20 protein-coding genes and 1 riboswitch are annotated in these 20,064 nt (G+C 71.4%); of the genes, 14 read left to right on the plus strand and 6 right to left on the minus strand.

The features are described from left to right. Positions 1 to 97: 97 nt before the first annotated feature. The 4 genes from AB0N73_RS07085 (at position 98) to AB0N73_RS07100 (ending at position 4,212) form a co-directional block, all read left to right on the plus strand. The gene (locus AB0N73_RS07085) at positions 98 to 1,327 is read left to right on the plus strand and encodes an inorganic phosphate transporter (protein ID WP_363561806.1); all 1,230 of its coding nucleotides are present in this window, start codon (positions 98 to 100) and stop codon (positions 1,325 to 1,327) included. Then, a complete protein-coding gene (locus AB0N73_RS07090; protein WP_363561808.1) occupies positions 1,327 to 1,662 on the plus strand; it encodes a peptidase in 336 nt (111 codons plus the stop codon). The genes AB0N73_RS07085 and AB0N73_RS07090 overlap by 1 nt, the downstream gene beginning before the upstream one ends. A 30-nt stretch (positions 1,663 to 1,692) precedes the next feature. Further along, entirely contained in the window at positions 1,693 to 2,628 is a 936-nt protein-coding gene (locus AB0N73_RS07095) for a phosphodiesterase (RefSeq protein ID WP_363561810.1), read from the plus strand. 120 nt (positions 2,629 to 2,748) lie between these two features. Then, positions 2,749 to 4,212 carry an aspartate ammonia-lyase gene (locus AB0N73_RS07100; protein ID WP_363561812.1) on the plus strand — a complete coding sequence of 488 codons (1,464 nt, stop codon included), beginning with the start codon at positions 2,749 to 2,751 and terminating at the stop codon, positions 4,210 to 4,212. 18 nt (positions 4,213 to 4,230) lie between these two features. On the opposite strand, the gene AB0N73_RS07105 is transcribed toward AB0N73_RS07100, so the two are convergent. Next, entirely contained in the window at positions 4,231 to 5,097 is an 867-nt protein-coding gene (locus AB0N73_RS07105; protein WP_363561814.1) for a fumarylacetoacetate hydrolase family protein, read from the minus strand. A 38-nt stretch (positions 5,098 to 5,135) separates the two neighbouring features. Here AB0N73_RS07105 and AB0N73_RS07110 point away from each other — a divergent pair, with 38 nt between their 5' ends. The 4 genes from AB0N73_RS07110 to AB0N73_RS07125 all read left to right on the plus strand — a co-directional run bounded on the left by AB0N73_RS07110 (position 5,136) and on the right by AB0N73_RS07125 (position 9,045). Beyond that, positions 5,136 to 6,353 (plus strand): PrsW family intramembrane metalloprotease, encoded by a 1,218-nt coding sequence (locus AB0N73_RS07110; protein ID WP_363561816.1) that lies wholly within the window; start codon positions 5,136 to 5,138, stop codon positions 6,351 to 6,353. Positions 6,354 to 6,438: 85 nt separating this feature from the next. Continuing rightward, positions 6,439 to 7,791, plus strand: coding sequence for an NtaA/DmoA family FMN-dependent monooxygenase (locus AB0N73_RS07115; RefSeq protein WP_363561818.1), 1,353 nt, complete (start codon positions 6,439 to 6,441; stop codon positions 7,789 to 7,791). A gap of 165 nt (positions 7,792 to 7,956) precedes the next feature. Next, positions 7,957 to 8,325: an FKBP-type peptidyl-prolyl cis-trans isomerase gene (locus AB0N73_RS07120; RefSeq protein WP_363561820.1), complete on the plus strand. Its 369-nt coding sequence runs from the start codon at positions 7,957 to 7,959 to the stop codon at positions 8,323 to 8,325. Between the two features lie 162 nt (positions 8,326 to 8,487). After that, positions 8,488 to 9,045 carry a YceI family protein gene (locus AB0N73_RS07125; protein WP_363561822.1) on the plus strand — a complete coding sequence of 186 codons (558 nt, stop codon included), beginning with the start codon at positions 8,488 to 8,490 and terminating at the stop codon, positions 9,043 to 9,045. Between the two features lie 39 nt (positions 9,046 to 9,084). Here AB0N73_RS07125 and AB0N73_RS07130 read toward each other — a convergent pair whose 3' ends face one another. Then, complete coding sequence (locus AB0N73_RS07130) at positions 9,085 to 10,008, minus strand: DMT family transporter (protein ID WP_363561824.1); 924 nt, start codon at positions 10,006 to 10,008, stop codon at positions 9,085 to 9,087. A gap of 243 nt (positions 10,009 to 10,251) precedes the next feature. Here AB0N73_RS07130 and rpsO point away from each other — a divergent pair, with 243 nt between their 5' ends. The 5 genes from rpsO to nagB all read left to right on the plus strand — a co-directional run bounded on the left by rpsO (position 10,252) and on the right by nagB (position 14,055). After that, complete coding sequence (gene rpsO, locus AB0N73_RS07135; RefSeq protein WP_223723405.1) at positions 10,252 to 10,521, plus strand: 30S ribosomal protein S15; 270 nt, start codon at positions 10,252 to 10,254, stop codon at positions 10,519 to 10,521. A gap of 149 nt (positions 10,522 to 10,670) precedes the next feature. Further along, positions 10,671 to 11,510 (plus strand): sugar ABC transporter permease, encoded by an 840-nt coding sequence (locus AB0N73_RS07140; RefSeq protein WP_363561827.1) that lies wholly within the window; start codon positions 10,671 to 10,673, stop codon positions 11,508 to 11,510. Further along, positions 11,507 to 12,349 (plus strand): carbohydrate ABC transporter permease, encoded by an 843-nt coding sequence (locus AB0N73_RS07145; RefSeq protein WP_363561829.1) that lies wholly within the window; start codon positions 11,507 to 11,509, stop codon positions 12,347 to 12,349. The genes AB0N73_RS07140 and AB0N73_RS07145 overlap by 4 nt, the downstream gene beginning before the upstream one ends. 7 nt (positions 12,350 to 12,356) lie before the next feature. Further along, positions 12,357 to 13,283: an ROK family protein gene (locus tag AB0N73_RS07150; protein WP_363561831.1), complete on the plus strand. Its 927-nt coding sequence runs from the start codon at positions 12,357 to 12,359 to the stop codon at positions 13,281 to 13,283. Then, entirely contained in the window at positions 13,276 to 14,055 is a 780-nt protein-coding gene (nagB, locus tag AB0N73_RS07155; protein WP_363561833.1) for a glucosamine-6-phosphate deaminase, read from the plus strand. Before AB0N73_RS07150 ends, nagB begins: the two co-directional genes overlap by 8 nt. A gap of 24 nt (positions 14,056 to 14,079) precedes the next feature. Here the strand turns inward: nagB and AB0N73_RS07160 are convergent, their stop codons facing one another. The 4 genes from AB0N73_RS07160 to AB0N73_RS07175 are packed head-to-tail and all read right to left on the minus strand — an operon-like array spanning position 14,080 to position 18,531. Further along, complete coding sequence (locus AB0N73_RS07160; protein WP_363561835.1) at positions 14,080 to 15,447, minus strand: FAD-linked oxidase C-terminal domain-containing protein; 1,368 nt, start codon at positions 15,445 to 15,447, stop codon at positions 14,080 to 14,082. After that, the gene (locus AB0N73_RS07165) at positions 15,444 to 15,836 is read right to left on the minus strand and encodes a YrdB family protein (protein ID WP_363561837.1); all 393 of its coding nucleotides are present in this window, start codon (positions 15,834 to 15,836) and stop codon (positions 15,444 to 15,446) included. The genes AB0N73_RS07160 and AB0N73_RS07165 overlap by 4 nt, the downstream gene beginning before the upstream one ends. A 41-nt stretch (positions 15,837 to 15,877) precedes the next feature. After that, the gene (gene nagA, locus AB0N73_RS07170) at positions 15,878 to 17,026 is read right to left on the minus strand and encodes an N-acetylglucosamine-6-phosphate deacetylase (protein ID WP_363561839.1); all 1,149 of its coding nucleotides are present in this window, start codon (positions 17,024 to 17,026) and stop codon (positions 15,878 to 15,880) included. Beyond that, positions 17,023 to 18,531, minus strand: coding sequence for a family 20 glycosylhydrolase (locus AB0N73_RS07175; protein WP_363561841.1), 1,509 nt, complete (start codon positions 18,529 to 18,531; stop codon positions 17,023 to 17,025). Before AB0N73_RS07175 ends, nagA begins: the two co-directional genes overlap by 4 nt. A gap of 82 nt (positions 18,532 to 18,613) precedes the next feature. After that, positions 18,614 to 18,697: riboswitch (ZMP/ZTP riboswitch) on the plus strand. Positions 18,698 to 18,733: 36 nt separating this feature from the next. Between AB0N73_RS07175 and glyA the strand changes: the two genes are divergently transcribed. Then, positions 18,734 to 20,008, plus strand: a complete 1,275-nt coding sequence (gene glyA / locus AB0N73_RS07180) for a serine hydroxymethyltransferase (protein WP_363561843.1) — start codon at positions 18,734 to 18,736, stop codon at positions 20,006 to 20,008. The last annotated feature ends 56 nt before the right edge of the window (positions 20,009 to 20,064 follow it).

Consider the following 20,064-nt stretch of genomic DNA (forward strand, 5'->3'; position numbering starts at 1 on the left):
GGGCTCCGGTGAACGGCAGCTGTCCGCACGGTGAACTCTTCGTTCGCACCGCCGATCAGGTCGGCATCTCTGCCCGACTCCTCACCGAAAGCGAACGGTGGAAACCGCAGCACTCATCGTCGTCCTGATCATCGGACTCGCGCTGTTCTTCGACTTCACGAACGGCTTCCACGACACCGCGAACGCGATGGCCACGCCCATCGCCACGGGGGCGCTCAAGCCCAAGGTCGCGGTGCTCCTGGCCGCGGGCCTCAACCTCGTGGGGGCCTTCCTCTCGACCGAGGTGTCGAAGACGATCTCGCACGGCATCGTCCGCGAGGACCAGATCACCCCGACCGAGTTCCTCCCGCTCATCTTCGCGGGACTCATCGGTGCGATCACCTGGAACATGCTCACGTGGCTCCTGGGTCTCCCGTCGAGCTCGTCGCACGCTCTCTTCGGCGGCCTGATCGGCGCGACGCTGGTCGGCGTCGGTGTGATGGCGATCGACTTCGGCGTCGTGCTCGGCAAAGTCATCCTGCCGGCGCTGATCGCCCCCTTCACCGCCGCGGTCATCGCGATCGTGGTGACCAAGCTCGCCTACGCGATGACGCGCCGCTACGACGGCAAGCCCGATGGCCGCGACGGTTTCCGGTGGGGGCAGATCTTCTCGTCGTCGCTCGTGGCCCTCGCCCACGGCACGAACGACGCGCAGAAGACGATGGGTGTGATCACGCTGGCGCTGATCATGGCCGGATGGCAGGACGCCTCGCACGCCGATCCGCAGACCTGGGTCATCTTCGCCTGCGCGTTCACGATCGCGCTCGGCACCTACATGGGCGGATGGCGCATCATCCGCACGCTCGGCAAGGGCCTGACCGACGTCAAGCCGGCGCAGGGCTTCTCGGCCGAGACGTCGACGGCGGCGACCATCCTCGCCTCCAGCGCCCTCGGCTTCGCCCTCTCGACCACGCAGGTGGCCTCCGGTTCGGTCATCGGATCGGGTCTCGGGCGCCGCGGCTCCGTCGTCCGCTGGGGCACGGTCGGGCGCATCGCCATCGGTTGGCTGCTCACCCTGCCCGCCGCGGGGCTGGTGGGAGCGCTCGCCGCTGGCGTGGTGGCGTGGCTGGGAACGTGGGGCATCCTCATCGACGCCGTCCTCGCCGTGGCCATCGTCCTGTTCCTGTTCCTGCGGTCGCGCCGCGACCGGGTCGACGCCGGCAATGCGATGAGCGAGGTCGCCGACTCGGGGCGCGCCGTCAAGGTCACGCGCAACCCGCCGCCCACCCGCCGGCAGCGCCGACTCGAGAAGGAACGCACCGGGGCGGATGAAGGGGGCCGGAGCTGATGGGCATCTCGATCGACTGGCTGGCCTTCGTCCAGGTCTTCGTCGCGGCTCTCCTGGGCGCCGTCCTGGTCGTGGGGTCCTACGCCCTCGGGCTGCGGTTGCTCGTGCGCGCGGGTCGGGCGCCGGTGGTCGGCCCCGCCGAGTTCACCGATGCGATCACCGTCATGACCGACAAGCAGCGTGCGCGGGCGGCGAAGGCCGCCCTGAAGGCGGCCAAGCGCAGCCCGCTCTCTGCCGGCCAGCGCCGTGCGGCCCTCGTCGGCGCCTACGCCGCGTTCGGCGTCTGCGCCCTCGCGGTGCTGGCGGGCCTCCTGCTGATCATCGTCGGCCACTGAGGGGTCCGGGCCCCGGCCTAGGCTGAGGGCATGAGCTTCGACACGTCTGCGGCGGACGGAGACGCCCCCGCGCCGTTCGGTCAGTATCCGCCGGCCCGCCGCACGATCGTGCACCTGAGCGACACCCACCTGCTCGCGGGCGACGCGCCGCTCGGTGGTCGGTACGACACGCGCCGCGGCGTGGAGCGCGCCGTCGCCGCGATCGATCGCATCCGCATCCGCCCCGATGCCGTCGTCTGCACGGGCGACCTCACCGACCTCGGCGAGCCGGAGGCGTACGCCGCGCTCCGGAGCATCCTCGAGCCGGCGGCGGCGCGGTGGGGCGCGCCGCTGGTCTGGGTCGCCGGCAACCACGACGAGCGCGGCGCGCTCCGGGAGGGACTGCTGGGCGGCGCGCCCACCGAGGAACCCGTGACGGCGGTGCACGACCTCGACGGCCTCCGCCTCGTCGTGCTCGACACGAGCGTGCCCGGGTGGCATCACGGCGACATCGACGACGCGCAGCTGCGCTGGCTGGCCGACGTGCTCGCCGAGCCCGCGCCCCTGGGCACCCTGCTGGCCATGCACCACCCGCCGCTGCCGAGCCACATCCCGTTCTTCGACATCCTCGAGCTGCGCGATCAGCCGCGCCTGGCGGCGGTGCTGGCGGGATCCGACGTGCGGGGCATCCTGGCGGGGCACCTGCACTACTCGACGTCCGGCACGTTCGCCGGCATCCCGGTCACGGTCGCCGCGGCCACGTGCTACACGATGAACCTCGCGCGGCCCGCGGAATCGGTCAACGGCATGGATGCGGGCCAGTCGTTCCATCTGGTGCACGTCTACGACGACACGGTCACCTCGGCCGTGGTGCCGGTGGTCGAGGCCGACACGGCCGAGTTCTTCTCGCCCGAGTGGGTCGAGCGGATGTCGCGGCTCACGCCGTCCGAACGCCTCGAGGCGTTCTCGCGCAAACCGCCGCGCTGACGCGGGCACTCGCCGCGTCGGCGGATCACAGCCCTGCGGTGTACGCCAGGGCCACTCGCCGCGCGCGGAGTCCCGTCTAGGCTCGGGAGGATCCGGCCGACGACCCACAAGGACACACGCATGGTTCAGGACGCAGAGACGCGCACCCGTATCGAGACCGATTCACTGGGGGAGCTCCCCATCCCCGCCGATGCCTACTGGGGCATCCACACCGCCCGGGCCCTGGAGAACTTCCCGATCTCCAAACGCCCCATCTCGGTGTACCCCGAGCTGATCACCGCGCTCGCCATGGTCAAGCAGGCCTCTGCGCGGGCGAACCGCCAGATCGGCGCGCTCGACGCCGAACGGGCGGATCTCATCGACCGCGCGGCCGAGCAGGTCATCGCCGGGCGGCACCACGACCAGTTCGTCGTCGGGGTGATCCAGGGCGGCGCGGGCACCTCGACCAACATGAACGCGAACGAGGTGATCACCAACATCGCGCTCGAACTCGCCGGGCGCCCGAAGGGCGACTACGCGTTCCTGTCGCCGATCGACCACACCAATCGCAGCCAGTCGACGAACGACGTCTACCCGACCGCCATCAAGGTCGGACTGTCGCTGAGCCTCGGGAGCCTCCTCGACGAGCTCGGCCTGCTGCGCCAGGCGTTCCTCGACAAGGCCGTCGAGTTCCGCGACGTGCTGAAGGTCGGGCGCACGCAACTGCAGGACGCCGTGCCCATGACGCTCGGCCAGGAGTTCCACGGCTTCGCCTCCACCCTCGGCGCCGACCAGATGCGGCTGCGCGAGAACGCGTACCTGCTGCACGAGATCAACATGGGCGCCACCGCGATCGGCACCGGCATCACCACCCACCCCGACTACGGCGCCGCCGTGCTGCGGCACCTGCGCGAGATCTCGGGGCTCGACCTCGAGACGGCGGTCGACCTCGTGGAGTCCACGAGCGACACCGGCTCCTTCATGTCGTTCTCGTCGTCGCTCAAGCGCAACGCGATCAAGCTGTCGAAGATCTGCAACGACCTGCGGCTGCTCTCGAGCGGACCCCAGGCGGGCTTCGGCGAGATCAACCTCCCGGCGCGGCAGGCCGGCTCCAGCATCATGCCCGGCAAGGTCAACCCGGTCATCCCCGAGGTCGTCAATCAGGTCGCCTTCGCCGTCGCCGGCGCCGACACCACCGTGACGATGGCCGTCGAGGGCGGGCAGCTGCAGCTGAACGCGTTCGAGCCCGTCATCGCCCACTCGATCTTCCAGTCGATCACCTGGATGCGTCAGGCCATGTGGACCCTGCGCGTCAACTGCGTGGAAGGGATCACGGCCAACCGCGACCGGCTGGGTGCGATGGTCGGATCCTCCGTCGGGGTCATCACCGCCCTGACGCCGTTCATCGGCTACGCGGCCGCCGCGGCGCTGGCCAAGACCGCGCTCCTGACCCGACGCAATGTGGCCGACCTCGTGGTGGAGGCCGGGCTCATGGGGCGCGAAGAGGTCGCCAAGCAGCTCTCGCCCGCGCGGCTGTCGGGACTCGAGGCGGTCACCGCCGCCATCCCGATCATCGACACGACGGCCCATCCGCAGCCCGAGTGACGGGCCGGCCGCATCCGCTCAGTCGAGGATGCGGCAGTGGGTCGTCAACGCGCCGATGCCGTCGACGCCGACCGTGACGGTGGAGCGGTCGCGGAGGAAGATCTGCGGGTCGCGCGAGTATCCGGCGCCGCCCGGGCTGCCCGTCGAGATGAGGGTGCCCGGCAGGAGCGTGACCGACTGCGACAGGTGCGCGATGAGGGTCGCGACGCTGCGCACCATCTGGCCCGTCGACGCGTCCTGCACCGTGTGGCCGTCGACGACGGCCCAGATGTGGAGGTCCTGCGGGTCGGGGATCTCGTCGGCGGTCACGACGACGGGGCCGGTGGGAGTGAAGCCATCGAACGACTTGCACCGCGACCACTGCGCCTCCGAGAACTGGATGTCGCGGGCCGTGATGTCGTTGACGACCGTGTACCCCCAGACGTGGTCGAGGGCGTCGGCGGCGGCCACATCCTTCGCCGGCGTGCCGATGATGACGCCGAGCTCTGCCTCGTAGTCGACGGACTCGCTGAGCGTGCGCGGCCACGACGTGGTCGCGGTGTGGCCGGTCAACGAGTTCGGCCACAGGACGAAGACGGTGGGGGTCTGGTCGGTCTTCAGACCCAGTTCCCCGGAGTGCGCGGCGTAGTTCAGGCCGATCGCCATGATGACGGGCGGAGCGAGGACGGCGGACGCGAACACGGCGGTGTCGAGATCGATGTCGCCCTCGCGGCCCTCGGCGGCCTCGCGCACCCGGGCGAGCAGGGCATCGCCCCCGGCGATCAGCGGCTCCAGCTGCGAGGGAGCGCCCTCGAAGAGGCGATCGACGAAGACCCCTCGGTCGCCGTCGACGATGACGAGGCGCGGATCCGGATGGGCGTCGGTGCTCACATGGGCGAAGCGCATGACTCCACGCTACCGGGGTGCGACCCTAGGCTGTCGCTATGAGTTCCCCGGGTGACCCCGCGCGCCACCGCCCCTCCACCACGCCCCCCGGGTTCGATTCGACGCTCGCGCAACCCGCGCACGCCGCGCCATCCGTAATCGCGGCCCCCGCCGTCGCGCAGGCCCCCGTGCCGCCCGCACTGAAGCGCGCGTGGGGGCTGTACATCTGGGTGGGAGCCCTCCTCGTGGTGCTCCTGGTCGTCCTCGTGGGGTACTTCCTGAGGGCCATCGGGCCCGCCGCCTCCATCCTCGGCGCGGTGCTCGCCCTCGTGCCCCTCGCGGGCGTCCTGTGGGCGCTGCGTCTGGTCGACCGGTGGGAGCCGGAGCCCCGGGGGCTCGTGATCATCGCTCTGGGCTGGGGGGCGATCGTGTCGGTCGCCGTCGCGCTGGGAGTCGATCTGCTGATCGTGCTCAGCGTGGGACGCAGCACCGCGCCCTGGGCGGAGTTCCTGCAGTCGGTCGTGCAGGCTCCGATCGTCGAGGAGGTCGCGAAGGGGCTCGGTGTGCTGCTGATCTTCGCCGCAGCCCGCCGCTTCTTCGACGGGCCGGTCGACGGCATCGTCTACGGCGGGCTCATCGGCGCGGGGTTCGCCTTCACCGAGAACATCCAGTACTTCGCACAGTCGTTCCTCGAGGGCGGCCTCGAACTCGCCTCGGCCACCTTCTTCGTGCGCGGGATGCTGTCGCCCTTCGCGCACGTGATGTTCACCGCCGTGACCGGTTTCGCGGTGGGCCTCGCCGCCCGGCGCGGCGCGCGCGCCGGCGGTGCGTTCGGTCCGTGGCTGCTGGGCCTCGTCGGAGCGATCGCGCTGCATGCGCTCTGGAACGGCTCCGCGCTGCTCGGCGACTTCTTCGCGCTCTACGCCCTGCTGCAGGTGCCGCTGTTCGTCGTCTTCGTCGTCGGGATCGTGATGCTCCGACGCGAGGAGGCGCGTCTCACGCGGGCCCGGCTGGGGGAGTACGCCGCCGTCGGCTGGTTCACCGCGCAGGAGGTCGACATGCTCGCCACGGGGGCGGGCCGGCGTTCCGCCATCGCGTGGGCGCGCACGCTCCGCGGCGACCGCGTGCCGATCATGCGCACCTTCATCTCCGACGCCACGGCGCTCGCCGCCGCCCGCCAGCGCGTCATCTCCGGGCGCGATCCGCGCGCGGCGGCGGAGGAGCGGGCTCTGCTCGAGCGCACGGTCACCGCCCGCGCGGCGCTGTTCGCGCTCTGACCCCGGCCGACGCCGCGCGTCACGTCGCGGAAACACGCGGGCGCTACCGTGAACCGATCAGTTCATAGCAGCGACGGGAGCCCGCATGTCCTCTCTCCATTTCGGCGTGTTCGAGGTGTACGCGCCGCACGTCGGCGGCACCTTCAGCTGGGCGCACCCCCTCAGCGATGCTGCGGACTATCTCGATCCGGAGCGCTGGGTGCGCATGGCCCGCATCATGGACCGCACCGGGTACGACTTCCTCTTCTTCGCCGACGGCTTCGGGTACCCGATGCAGAACGGCGACATCAGCGCGGCGAGCCTCTCGGCGGCCATCAACTTCTCCGGCCTCGACCCGTCGACGCTGATCCCGGTCCTCGCGCGTGAGACCGAGGGACTCGGCTTCGTCGTCACGGCGACGACGGGGATGGACCACCCGCTGCCCCTGGCCCGGCGGTTCAGCACGCTCGATCATCTGACCGCCGGGCGCATCGGCTGGAACGTCGTCACCGGCGCATCCCAGAACGCCGTCGCCGAGCTCTTCGGCCACCCCGAGATGGTGCCGCACGACGTGCGCTACGCGATGGCCGACGAGTACGTGTCGCTCGCGCGGAGCTACTGGGAGGACTCCTGGGAGGACGGTGCGCTGCTCCGCGACGCGGAGGCGGGCGTCTACATCGACCCGGCTCGCATCCACCGCACCGAGGTCGACGGACGTTATTACCGCTCCCGCGGGTACTTCGGTGCGCCGCCCTCGCCCCAGCGCACGCCGGTCATCTTCCAGGCGGGCACCTCGGCGCCGGGGCGCGCGCTGGCCGCCGCGCACGCCGAGGGTGTGTTCGTGCAGGGGACGACACCCGCACAGACCGCCCGCGCGGTGGCGGACATCCGCCGCCTCGCCGCCGAGGCGGGACGCGATCCCGACGAGATCCGCATCATGGCGGGGCTCACCGCGATCGTCGCCGACACGCAGGACGAGGCCGAGCGGCTGTGGGGCGAGTTCTCCGCGATGCAGACCGACGAGATCGTCGCGGCGCTCTACGCCGGCAACACCGGGATCGACCTGTTGACTCTCGACCCCGACCTGACCCTCGCGCAGGCGCTCGAGGCGGGCGGTGCCGTGGGGCAGATGGGGACGAGCAACATCGAACGCTTCCTGGGCGGCGACGGCCGCCCGGCGCCCACCGTCCGGCAGATCCTCGACGAACTGCGGGGCCGCGGCACGCGGGGTTTCCGCGTCGTCGGCGACCCCGACCGCGTGGCCGACGAGGTCGAGCGGCTCGCCGCCGAGACGGGGCTCGACGGGTTCCTGCTCGAGCCGGTCTTCGGCACGCGCGACGTCGAGGGCTTCGGGGAGCTCGTGCTCTCTCGGCTGGCCGAGCGCGGCCGGCTCGCGCCTGCCGCCGGCACCACGCTGCGCGAACGCATCCGCGAACGCCCCGGCGCGCGTCTCGGGTGAGTGCCCCTGCACAGACTCAGCGCCCGGTGCCGCGGCGATGCCTGCGTGCTCCCGAGCGCTGAGTTGATCTGAGCCCAGGATGCGCGACCCGCGGTGCCGTGTCAAGACCCGTCGCGTGCGCGCCCGCGTCGTGCGCACGCGTTCTCGGCGTGCTTGGATGGAGACATGACTGACAACCGCACCAAGCCCGAGTTCGACGCTCCCGCCGGTCCCGCCCCGACCGATCTCGTCATCCGCGACATCATCGTGGGCGACGGCGACGAGGCGAAGCCGGGCGACACGGTCACCGTGCACTACGCCGGTGTCGAGTTCGAGTCGGGCGAGGAGTTCGACTCGTCGTGGGGCCGGGGCGAGAGCATCCAGTTCCCGCTGCGCGGCCTGATCCAGGGCTGGCAGGACGGCATCCCGGGCATGAAGGTCGGCGGACGCCGCGAGCTCGTCATCCCGCCGCACCTGGCGTACGGCCCGGCCGGTGGCCACTTCCTCGGCGGCAAGACCCTCATCTTCATCATCGACCTGCTGCAGGTCGGCTGACCTCGATATCCCCTGCGATGCCCCCGGTGCTCGGCGCCGGGGGCATCGTCGCGTCGTGATGTGTTCGCCGAGAATTTTTACATGCGATGGAATGGATCGGCCGATCATCCTGTTGACTGTCTCTGATGCCGCGAGAAGCGCGGCCGAAGACTTGGAGACACCATGAGCGAGACCACGATCGAGATCCCCGGTTACAAGGCCGGCACCTGGACGCTGGACGCGTCGCACAGCGAGGTCACCTTCTCGGTGCGCCACATGATGATCTCGAAGGTGCGCGGCACCTTCGGTGTGAAGAGCGCCACCATCATCGCCCCCGAGAACCCGCTCGAGGCCCGTGTCGAGGCCACCGTCGACGTCACCTCGGTCGACACCAAGGACGAGGGCCGCGACGGCCACCTCCGCTCGGCCGACTTCTTCGACGTCGAGACCTACCCGACCATGACCTTCGTCTCGACCGGTGTGCGCGTCGAGAAGGGCGACTTCCTCGTCGACGGCGACCTGACCATCAAGGACGTCACCAAGCCCGTCACGTTCGAGCTGGAGTTCGGCGGCTTCGGCACCGACCCGTGGGGCAACTACAAGGCCGGCGCGACCGCGAAGACGGTCATCAACCGCGAGGACTTCGGTCTGACCTGGAACGCGGCGCTCGAGACCGGCGGCGTGCTCGTGGGCAAGGACGTCACGATCGAGCTCGACCTGCAGGGCGCTGTCGCGGCCTGACTCTTCCGAAGGGCGGATGCGGATCGCATCCGCCCTTCGTCATGCCCGGCGCAGGCGCAGCCTGTTCTGGGCGAGGAGGATCCCGACGAAGACCACGAGGGCTCCCACCGGTTCGTTCCAGGTGACGGGCTCGCCCAGCACGATGACGCCGAGCAGGACGCCCACCAGCGGGGTGATGTAGGTGACGGTCGAGGCCCGCGTCGGCCCCCACGCCCGCAGCACGTTCTGGTTCCAGATGTACGCGACGCCCGTGCCGAGGCAGCCCAGCAGGACGAGGCTGACGATGATCGCCCCGTCCAGACGCACCGGCGTGAGCGCCAGCACGGGGGTGAGCACCACCATCACGGCGGCGGCGATGCCGATGTTGAGGAACGAGAAGACGAGTGCGCTCATGCCGGTATCGGCGACGAAGCGGCGCATGTACGCGAGGCTGAAGCCGTAGCAGACGGTGGCGCCGAGGATGGCGAGCTGGGCGATGAGGCTCTGCGACATGTCCAGGCCCTGCCAGGGGGCGATGATCACCATGACGCCCAGGACGCCCACCAGGATCCCCGCGATCTGCACGAGCCGAAGCCGTTCCACCCGGAAGACCGCCCACGCCATCACCGCCGTCATGATCGGCGTCGTCGCGTTGTAGATGCTGGCGAGCCCGGACGTGACGTGCTGCTGCGCCCACGAGAACAGCAGGAACGGGATCACGCAGAACGTCAGGGCGAGCACGCTCATGTGCAGCCAGACGACGAGCCGTCGCGGCAGCGGGTCGCGCCGGAGCGCCACGAAGATGCCGAGCGTGATCGCCCCGAGCGTCAGCCGCGACCAGACGACCTGCGCGGGGGAGATCCCGGTCAGCGCGATCTTCATGAAGAGGAAGCTCGACCCCCAGATGACGCCGGTCAGGACGAACTGGACGGCGATCGTCGACGATCGCGCCGCGACGTCGGCGGGCCGGGGGAGGGAGGACACGGAGCGACTCTAGTTCTGCCCGGATCGCCATCCCGCCCCCGGCGACAACGACGTCCGGAAACCGCCGACGGCTGGCCGTCCGATGTCGTCGTGCGGCCGGCGCGGTGCGGGGCGGACGCGCGGTCGCCGCGAGGCACCGCGGCTGGTAGACTTGTGCGGTTGCCGTTGGATCGGCCGCGGATAAAGAGAGCCCACGCATCAGGCGGAGGGCGCCGCGCAACAAGCAGAGAGGGGATCGAATCTATGGCACTTGAGCAGGACGCCAAGAAGGCGATCATCGAAGAGTACGCGACGCACCCCGGTGACACCGGATCCCCCGAGGTGCAGGTTGCGATGCTGACGCAGCGCATCAAGGACCTGACCGAGCACCTGAAGGAGCACAAGCACGACCACCACTCGCGTCGTGGTCTGTTCCTCATGGTGGGTCAGCGTCGCCGTCTGCTCGGCTACCTCCAGGACATCGACATCGCGCGCTACCGCTCGCTGATCGAGCGCCTGGGGCTCCGCCGCTAAGGCACACGCTTCCGCGTATATCGCTTTCTCCGAAGGCCTCCCCACGGTGTGGGGAGGCCTTCGTCGTTCCCGCCGCATCCGCCCCGCCGCTCCCGCGGCGCCGCCGCCCGTCCGCCACCCCGTTCCTGCTGCTGGCGCCCGCCATCGTCATGCTGGCCGTCTTCATCGGATGGCCGATCGTGCAGATGGTCGTCATGTCGTTCCAGGAGTTCGGACGCGCGCAGATCTTCGGCGCCGCGCCCTCGTTCGTCGGTCTCGACAACTACCTGGCGGTGCTCGGCGACCCCGAGTTCTGGCGGGTCCTCACACGGAGCATCGTGCTCTGCCTCGTCTGCGTGACGGCGACCATGGTGCTGGGCGTGCTCGTGGCGCTGCTGATGACCAAGCTCGGCTCCGCCATGCGCACCGCCGTCTCGATCGCCCTCCTGCTGGCCTGGGCGATGCCGGCGCTCACCGCGACGATCGTCTGGGGCTGGATCTTCGACACCCAGTACGGACTGGTCAACTACGCCCTGACCGCGCTGACGGGCACGGACTGGACGGGGCACAGCTGGCTCATCGACCCGCTCAGCTTCTTCGCCGTCGCGGCCATCGTGATCACCTGGGGTGCGATCCCGTTCGTGGCGTTCTCGGTCTACGCGGGGTTGTCACAGGTGCCCGACGAGGTGCTCGAGGCATCCGCGCTCGACGGCGCGGGAGCGTTCGCGCGGTTCCGCTTCATCCTCTTCCCCTACCTCCGCTCGATCCTCATGGTGCTGCTGATCCTGCAGATCATCTGGGATCTGCGCGTGTTCGCCCAGATCTACGCGCTGCAGACCATCGGCGGGGTCCGTGCCGACACCAACACCATCGGCGTCTACATCTACAGCGTGTCGATGGCCTCGGGAGACCTCGGTGCGGGCGGCGCGATCTCGGTGATCCTCGTCGTGATCATGCTGCTCATCGCCGGCTACTACATCCGCTCCATGCTGAGGGAGGACGCCGCATGACCGCCCGCGCGCGCACCCGGACCGGCCGCGCGGCCCTCAACGCCGCTGCTCTGGTCGTCATCGTCTGCTCGGTGTTCCCCGTCTACTGGATGGTGAACACGTCGCTGCTGCCGGCGTCCGCCGTCCGCACGTCGACTCCCCACCTGTGGCCCGATCAGTTCACGCTGCGCAACTACGTCACGGCGCTCGGCGAGGGCGGGTTCCTCGGCGCCCTGGGGACGTCGCTGACCGTCACGCTCATCACGCTGGTGGTGGCGCTGCTGTTCGCGTTCCTCGCCGCCGTCGCGGTGTCGCGCTACCGGTTCCGCAGCCGCCGCGGCTTCATCGTCGCCATCCTCGTCATCCAGATGATCCCGGCCGAGGCGATGATCATCTCGACGTTCCGGGTGCTCGACGGATGGGCGCTCGTCAACACGGTGGCCGGCCTCAGCCTCGTCTACATCGCGATCGTGCTGCCGTTCACGATCTGGACCCTGCGCGGCTTCGTGAACGGCATCCCCGCCGAACTCGAGGAAGCCGCGATGATCGACGGATGCAGTCGCACCGGCGCGTTCTGGCGGATCACGTTCCCGCTCCTCGCCCCCGGGCTGGTCGCCACCGGCGTCTTCGCGTTCATCCAGGCGTGGAACGAGTTCGTCTTCGCCCTCGTGATCCTCACCCGCCCCGACCCGCAGACCCTCCCCATCTGGTTGCGCGCGTTCGTGCAGGTGACCAAGGCCACCGACTGGTCGGTCGTCATGGCCGCATCGACGCTCATGGCCGTCCCCGTGGTCGTGTTCTTCCTGATCGTGCAGCAGCGCATGACCGGCGGGCTGGTCTCGGGCGCGGTGAAGGGATGACGCGGCGATGAGAGTGGGATTGGATGTGGGCGGCACCAAGACCGACGCCGTCGCGATCGACGATCGCGGGGTCGTGGTCGGCAGCGTCCGGCGGCCGACCCTGTGGGGCCCGGCGGGCGTCGTGCGCACCGCCGCCGACGCGCTCGCCGACCTCGCCGCGCACCCCGGGATCGACGCGTCGTCGTTCCGCAGCGTGGGCCTCGGCATGCCGGGCCAGGTGCGCCCGGGCAGCGGCACCGTGACCCACGCCCTCAACCTCGGGGTCACCGAGTTCGACGCGCAGGGGGCGCTCGAGCCCGTCCTGGGGCTCCCGGTGCGCGTCGAGAACGACGTGAAGACGGCGGCGGTGGGCGCCGCGGCACTCGAGCCGGGGATCGCGTCGCTCGCCTACCTCAACCTCGGGACGGGGATCGCTGCGGGCATCGTCGTCGACGGCTCCGTCTGGCGGGGCGCGCGGGGGACTGCGGGCGAGGTGGGCCACATCCCGATCGATCCGGAGGGGCCGGAGTGCCGCTGCGGCGGCCGGGGATGCATCGAGGCGTTCGCGGGCGGTGCTGCCCTCGCGCGTCGATGGGGGCGCGGCGGTGCGCTGCCCGTGCGCGACATCTTCGACGCCGCGGACGCCGGGGACGCGCACGCCGTGCGTCTGCGCGGCGACCTCGTGGCGGCGATCGCCGCCGCGGTGCGCATCCTGGTGCTCACGGTCGACGTCGACGTCGTCGTGCTGGGCGGCGGGCTCACGGCGCTCGCCGACCGGTTCCTGCCGGCGGTGCGCGATCGCCTGGACGCGGGCGCGGCCGGGTCGCCGTTCCTGCGGTCGCTCGACCTGTCGGCACGTGTGCGGGTGCTGCCCGCCGGGTCATCGGCCGCGGCGCTCGGCGCGGCTCTCATCGGGGGCACCCGGACGAACGAGGAGGTGGACGTTCATGGCTGAAGTCGTCGTGGTCGACGCGAAGGAGGACGCCGGGGCGCTCGTCGCGGACGAGATCGTGCGGCTCATCGCACGGCGTCCCGATGCCGTCCTCGGACTCGCGACCGGCTCCACCCCCACGCCGGTCTACGAGGCGCTGCGTCCGCGCCTCGCCGGCGTCGACGTGTCGCGGGTGCGCGGGTTCGCGCTCGACGAGTACGTCGGCCTGGACCCCGCCCATCCCGAGAGCTACCGCTCGGTCATCGCGCGCGAGGTGATCGTCCCCCTCGGCCTCGACCCCGACCGTGTGCGCGTGCCCGACGGGTCGCTCGCGGGGATCGCCGATGCGGGCGAGCAGTACGAGCGCGACATCGACGCGGCGGGCGGCATCGACCTGCAGATCCTCGGGATCGGCACGGACGGGCACATCGGCTTCAACGAGCCGGGCTCGTCGTTCGCCTCGCGGACGCGGGTGAAGACCTTAACGGCGCAGACCCGGCGCGACAACGCCCGCTTCTTCGCGTCGATCGACGACGTCCCGCGTCACTGCATCACCCAGGGTCTGGGCACGATCGCGCGGGCACGCCACCTGGTCCTCCTCGCGTTCGGCGCGCAGAAGGCCGACGCCGTCGCGGCCGCTCTCGAAGGACCGGTGACGGCGATGCTGCCCGCATCCGCCGTGCAGTTGCACCCGCACGTCACCGTCGTGGTCGACGAGGCCGCCGCGAGCCGGCTGCGCCTGCTCGACTACTACCGCGACACGTGGGCCGACAAGCCCGACTGGCAGGGGCTCTGAGACGTCGCGACGGGCGAACGAGGCTCAGACGGCGAAGACCTTGCCCGGATTGAGGATGCCGCTCGGGTCGAAGGCCGCTTTGATGCGGCGCTGCAGTTCCCACTGCGGTGCCCCGAGCTCCTCGGCCAGCCACTGACGCTTGAGCACCCCGATGCCGTGCTCGCCCGTCAGGGTTCCGCCCAGGCGGAGCGCCGAGCGGAACAGGTCGTCCGCCGCGCGCCACACGATGTCGGGCACCTCGGCACCGGCGAACACGAAGTTGGGATGCAGGTTGCCGTCGCCCGCGTGCGCCACGGTGGGGATGGTCAGGCCGTAGTCGGCCTCGATGCGCGCGATCTCGGCGAACATCGCCGCGAGCGCCGAGCGCGGCACCGACACGTCCTCGATGAGGGTCGTGCCCAGCCGTTCCATCGCCGGGTGCATCGACCGACGGATGCGCAGCAGCTCCTCGCCCTCGGCGCGGTCGTGGGTGAGGGCGACGTCGGCACCGAGGCCCGCGAGGATCCCGGCGATCGCGTCGGCCTCGCCCGCCGCCGCCGGTCCGTCCGTCTGCACGGTGAGCAGCGCGGAGCCCGCGACGGGTGGGGGCAGCTCGAGGAGTGCGGCCACGGCGGCGAGACTGGCCGCATCCATCAGCTCCATGATGGCGGGCTGCACGCCCGCCGCGGTCACGGCGGCGGATCCGGCGGCCGCCGCCCGCACGTCGTCGAAGCGACCGGTGACGGTGCATACCTCCCCGGCGACGAGGCGGCGGAGTTTCAGGGTGGCGCCCACGACCACGCCGAGCGTCCCCTCGGAACCGATCATGAGCGACGTGAGGTCGTAGCCGGTCACGCCCTTGACGCTGCGATGCCCGAACCGCACGAGCTCGCCGTCGGCGAGCACCACGTCGACACCCAGGACCGCGTCGCGCACCACGCCGTACTTGGCGCAGAGCAGGCCGCCCGCGCCGGTGGCGATGTTCCCGCCCACGGTTGAGATCGCGCGGCTGGCCGGATCGGGTGCCCACCACAGTCCGTGTGCGGCGAGGGCGGCGCCCAGGTCGGCGTTGATCACGCCGGGTTCGACCACGGCCAGGAGGTCGTCGGGACGCACTTCGAGCACGCGGTCCATGCGCGCCATCGACAGCGCGATCTCGCCGGATCCCGCGTTCGCGCCGCCCGCGAGTCCGGTCCCGGCTCCCCGCGTGACGACGGGCGTGCCGGTGGCGTGCGCGATACGCAGCACCGTCTGCACATCCGAGACATCCATCGCGGAGACGACGGCGAGAGGGTGGCCCTCGGACGCGTGACCGGACTTGTCGGCGCGGGCGGCCGCGAGCGCTGTGGGGGAGGTGTCGACACGATCGCCCAGCTCCGCACGGAGGCGGGCCAGCGTCGCGGCGTCGTTCATGCGAGCCGGCGGCGTCCCACGACCAGGCCCACGGTGATCGCGACGACCGCGTAGGCGATGCCCACCCAGGTGAGTCCGAGCGCCCACAGCGCGGCGGTCGCGCCGGCGTAGACGAGCAGCTCGGCGACCGCGCGGACGAAGGGGTGCACCGCCAGGACGGCGCGCGGTGAGACGAAGAGCGCCCACAGGACGATGGCGGCGACCGGCGTGAGGATGCCGACGACCAGGTTCCACGGGAACGGCCAGGTCGCGAAGCCCCAGATGGCGAGGGCGGCGATACCGCCGATCTCGCACAGGAACGCCACCACATCCAGAGCGGTGAGCGCGGGGCGCGTGCCCGCGGGCAGCGGGGCGGCGGCCGCAGGCGCGGCGGGGGTCGGGTCGGTCACGGCTTCCATTCTACGAGCCGCATCCGCCCGCATCCTCCGCCTCAGACCGTGCGGCCGTCGACCCATACGCGGGCCACGGTGAGGTCAGCGCGCAGCAGCACCGCGTCGGCGACGGCGCCCACCTCCAGGCGACCGAGATCGGCGCGCGCCAGCACGCGGGCGGGTGTGCGGGTGAGTGCGTCGACCGCGGCGGGCAGCGGCACGCCGGCGGCCACGGTCGTCCGCAGGGCGGTGTCCTGGGTGAGCGTGGAGCCGGCGATCGTGTCGGTGCCGGTGAGACGCGCGACCCCGTCCCGGACGGTCACGGCGAGCGCCCCGATCGTGTAGTCGCCGTCGCTCGCGCCGGCCGCGGCCATCGCGTCGGTGACCAGAGCGATGCGCCCGGGGGCGGCGGCGGCGGCGATGCGCACGATGTCGGGATGCAGGTGCACGCCGTCGGCGATCAGCTCGAGCACTACGCGCTCATCGGACAGCGCGGCCCCCACCGGGCCCGGCGCGCGGTGGTGGAGGCCCGGCATCGCGTTGAACGCGTGCGTCAGCACGGTCGCTCCCGCGTCGAACGCGGCGGCGGCGAGGTCGCGGTCCGCGCCCGTGTGGCCGACGGCGGCGACGATCCCCGCCGCCACGACCTGCCGGACCGCGTCGAGCCCGCCGGGAGCGTCCGGCGCCAGCGTGATCTGCCGCACGGTGCCGGCGCCGGCCTCGATCAGGCGCTCGATGGCTGCGGGGCTCGGCGGCTGCAGAAGCGCCGACGCGTGCGCGCCCTTGTGGCCCGCATCGAGGAACGGGCCCTCGAGGTGCGATCCGAGCACCCCCTCGCCCGCGCGGGTCATCTCGGCGACCAGAGCGGCGCGGCGCGCCATCTCCTCCAGCGGCGCCGTGACCAGCGAGAGCACGGCGCGCGTCGTGCCGTGCGCGCGGTGCATCGCGCGGGCCGCGCGGATCGCCGCGGGCCCGTCGTCGTACGACCCGCCCGCACCGCCGTGTCCGTGGAGGTCGATGAAGCCGGGCGTCAGCAGGGCGCCGGGCCCGGCCGCATCCACCGCGTCGATCACGAGGTCGGCGGCGACGGAACGCCACGTGGGGCCGGTGCCGCGCGCTCCGATGCCCGCGGGCGTGAGGAGCACCCAGCCGTCGGCGTCGTCGCGCCCCGCCGACACGAGCCGGGCGGAGTGGATGAGGACGCTCACGGGGTGATCCAGGCGACGCCGTCGGCGCGCGTGTAGGCCACGCCCGCCGCGTCCCATCCGGCGGCGAGCACCGCCAGGCGCTCGCGGAACCCGGGCCAGTCGAGAGCCGCCGCGGGCGACCAGGCGATCTCGGCGGCGGCCGCGAGGCGGGGGAACACCATCGCCTCGAGGTCCTGTTCGGTACGGATCGTCTCGGTCCACACCGCCGCCTCGACTCCCAGGATGTCGCTCTCCTCGATGCCGTCGATGATCGCGGTCGGCTCCCAGTCGTACGCCCGCTCGAGCGGGGTGGGGCCGTCCGCCCAGGTGAGCCCCAGGGGCGTTCGGGCGTCGTACTTCATGTCGAGGTAGATCGCGTCGGCGGGGGAGAGGATGAGGCGCCCACCGGCCCGGACGAAACCGCGCGCCTTCTCGTCCATCCCGTCGCGGGGTGAGACGAACCCCCAGTACTGCCCGATCGTCCCGGGCGCGATGTCGGCGACGCCGCCGGCTTCGTGCCAGGCGATCGGCGTCTTGCCGAGGCCCCTGACCAGGCGCGTGACCTCGGCGATGAAGACCGCGTAGTCGGCGGATGAGGTGCCGAGCGCCTCGTCGCCGCCCACGTGCAGCCAGGGCCCGGGGGTGAGCGAGGCGAGTTCGCCGAAGACGTCGGCGAGGAAGTCGCTCGTCGTCGTCTCGCCGATGCGCAGCGACGAGAAGCCGACGGCGAAGCCGGTGTACGGCTCGCCGGTCACGGGCGTCCCGCCCCCGAACGCGGCGATCGTCTCCGCGACCTCGGGAGTGATGACGGGCGCGCGCGTCACCTCCGGGTAGGCCAGGGTCACGGCGTGCGTGTGGCCGGGCACGTCGATCTCGGGGATGACGGTCATGTGGTGCGCGGCGGCGCAGGCGAGAAGGCGGTCCCACGCGGCGCGGGTGTAGAAGCCGCCCGCGTCGCCGAGCGCCGCGGTCTGCGAGGCCCGCGCGCTGAGATCGGGCCGGCGATCGAGCGCGAGGCGCCAGCCCTGATCGTCGCTCAGATGCAGGTGCAGCACGTTCAGCTTCAGCGCGGCGGCGCGCTCGATGAGGCGTTCCACGACGTCGACCGGGAAGAAGTGGCGGGCGACGTCGAGCATCAGGCCCCGGTGCGCGAAGCGCGGAGCGTCGTCGATGTCGACGGCCGGCCACATCCATCCCGCGGGGGTCTCGGTGAGCAGTTGCAGCAGGCTGCGGGTGCCGTAGAAGAGACCCGCCGCGTCCGCACCGACGACGTCGGCGCCCGCGGGCGAGACGTGCAGGCGGTAGGACTCCGGGGCCCCACCGCGATCCACGCGCAACGAGACCTCGGGGGCGGTGTCGACGGGGGTCTGATCGAGCGGCAGCCCGGTGCGGCGGGCGATGCCCTCGCGCAGAAGGGCGACCGCATCGACGGGGCCGGTGAGGCGGATCGGGGCGCGGAGGAGGAGGCCGCCGGAGTCGTCGTCGTCGCGCTGCGAGCGGGGAACGGGAACCAGGCCGTGCCTCATGTAAGGAACCTTAACAAACCCGTCTCCGCGCCGCACCGTCTCGGGCGGACGGCGGATGCAGGGCGCCCCGCATCCGCTATGCTCGATGCGTCGCGACTGGCGTTGAGGTGGGCCACCACCGGGGAGCGATCGACACGGTATTCGGCCGTACGCCTGGGCCGATGCGGGACCTTCTTCATCCGAGCCGTCGTCAAGGAGAGTCATGACCGACCCGTACTTCAACGCCCCTCTTTCCGAGGTCGATCCCGAGATCGCCCAGGTGCTCGAGCGCGAGCTCGACCGCCAGCGCGGCTATCTCGAGATGATCGCCTCCGAGAACTTCGTGCCCGTGTCGGTGCTGCAGTCGCAGGGCTCGGTGCTGACCAACAAGTACGCCGAGGGGTACCCCGGACGCCGCTACTACGGCGGCTGCGAAGAGGTCGACGTCGCCGAGGAGCTCGCGATCGAGCGCGCGAAGTCGCTGTTCGGCGCGCAGTTCGCGAACGTCCAGCCCCATTCGGGTGCCTCCGCCAACGCCGCCGTCCTCCACGCCATCGCGCGCCCCGGCGACACCATCCTCGGTCTCTCGCTCGATCACGGCGGCCACCTGACGCACGGCATGAAGCTCAACTTCTCGGGCCGGCTCTACGACATCGTCGCCTACGGCGTCGACCCCGAGACCTCGCTCGTCGACATGGACGAGGTGCACCGTCTCGCGGTGGAGCACAAGCCCACCGTGATCATCGCCGGCTGGTCGGCGTACCCGCGTCAGCTGGACTTCGCGCGGTTCCGCGCGATCGCCGACGAGGTCGGCGCCTACCTCTGGGTCGACATGGCGCACTTCGCGGGTCTGGTCGCCGCCGGCGTGCACCCGAGCCCGGTGCCCCATGCGCACGTCGTCTCCTCGACCGTGCACAAGACGATCGGCGGACCGCGGTCGGGCTTCATCCTGTCGAACGACGCCGACATCGCCAAGAAGATCAACTCCGCCGTGTTCCCGGGTCAGCAGGGCGGCCCGCTGATGCACGTGATCGCCGCCAAGGCGACCGCCTTCAAGCTGGCCGCCACGCCCGAGTTCAAGGAGCGCCAGGAGCGCACGGTCCGCGGCGCGGCCCTGCTCGCCGAGCGCCTGTCGCAGAAGGATGTGGCGGACGCCGGCATCACGCTGCGCTCGGGCGGCACGGATGTCCACCTCGTGCTCGTCGACCTCCGCGACGCCGAGATCGACGGCAAGCAGGCCGAAGACCTGCTGCACGAGATCCGCATCACGGTCAACCGCAACTCGGTGCCCAACGACCCGCGTCCGCCGATGGTCACCTCGGGTCTCCGCATCGGCACGCCCGCCCTCGCCACGCGCGGATTCGGCGACGCCGAGTTCGCCGAGGTCGCCGATATCATCGCGCTCGCGCTGCTGCCCGGTGCCGACGTCGAGGCGCTGCGCACCCGCGTCGCCGCACTGACGGCGGCGTTCCCGCTGTACCCCGGCCTGAACCAGTAACCCCGCATCACCCGCGAGACAGTAGTTTCGCGCCGAGACGGTGGGTTTAAGCCACT

It is taken from the genome of Microbacterium sp. NPDC089189 (assembly GCF_040685095.1).
Classification (GTDB): domain Bacteria; phylum Actinomycetota; class Actinomycetes; order Actinomycetales; family Microbacteriaceae; genus Microbacterium.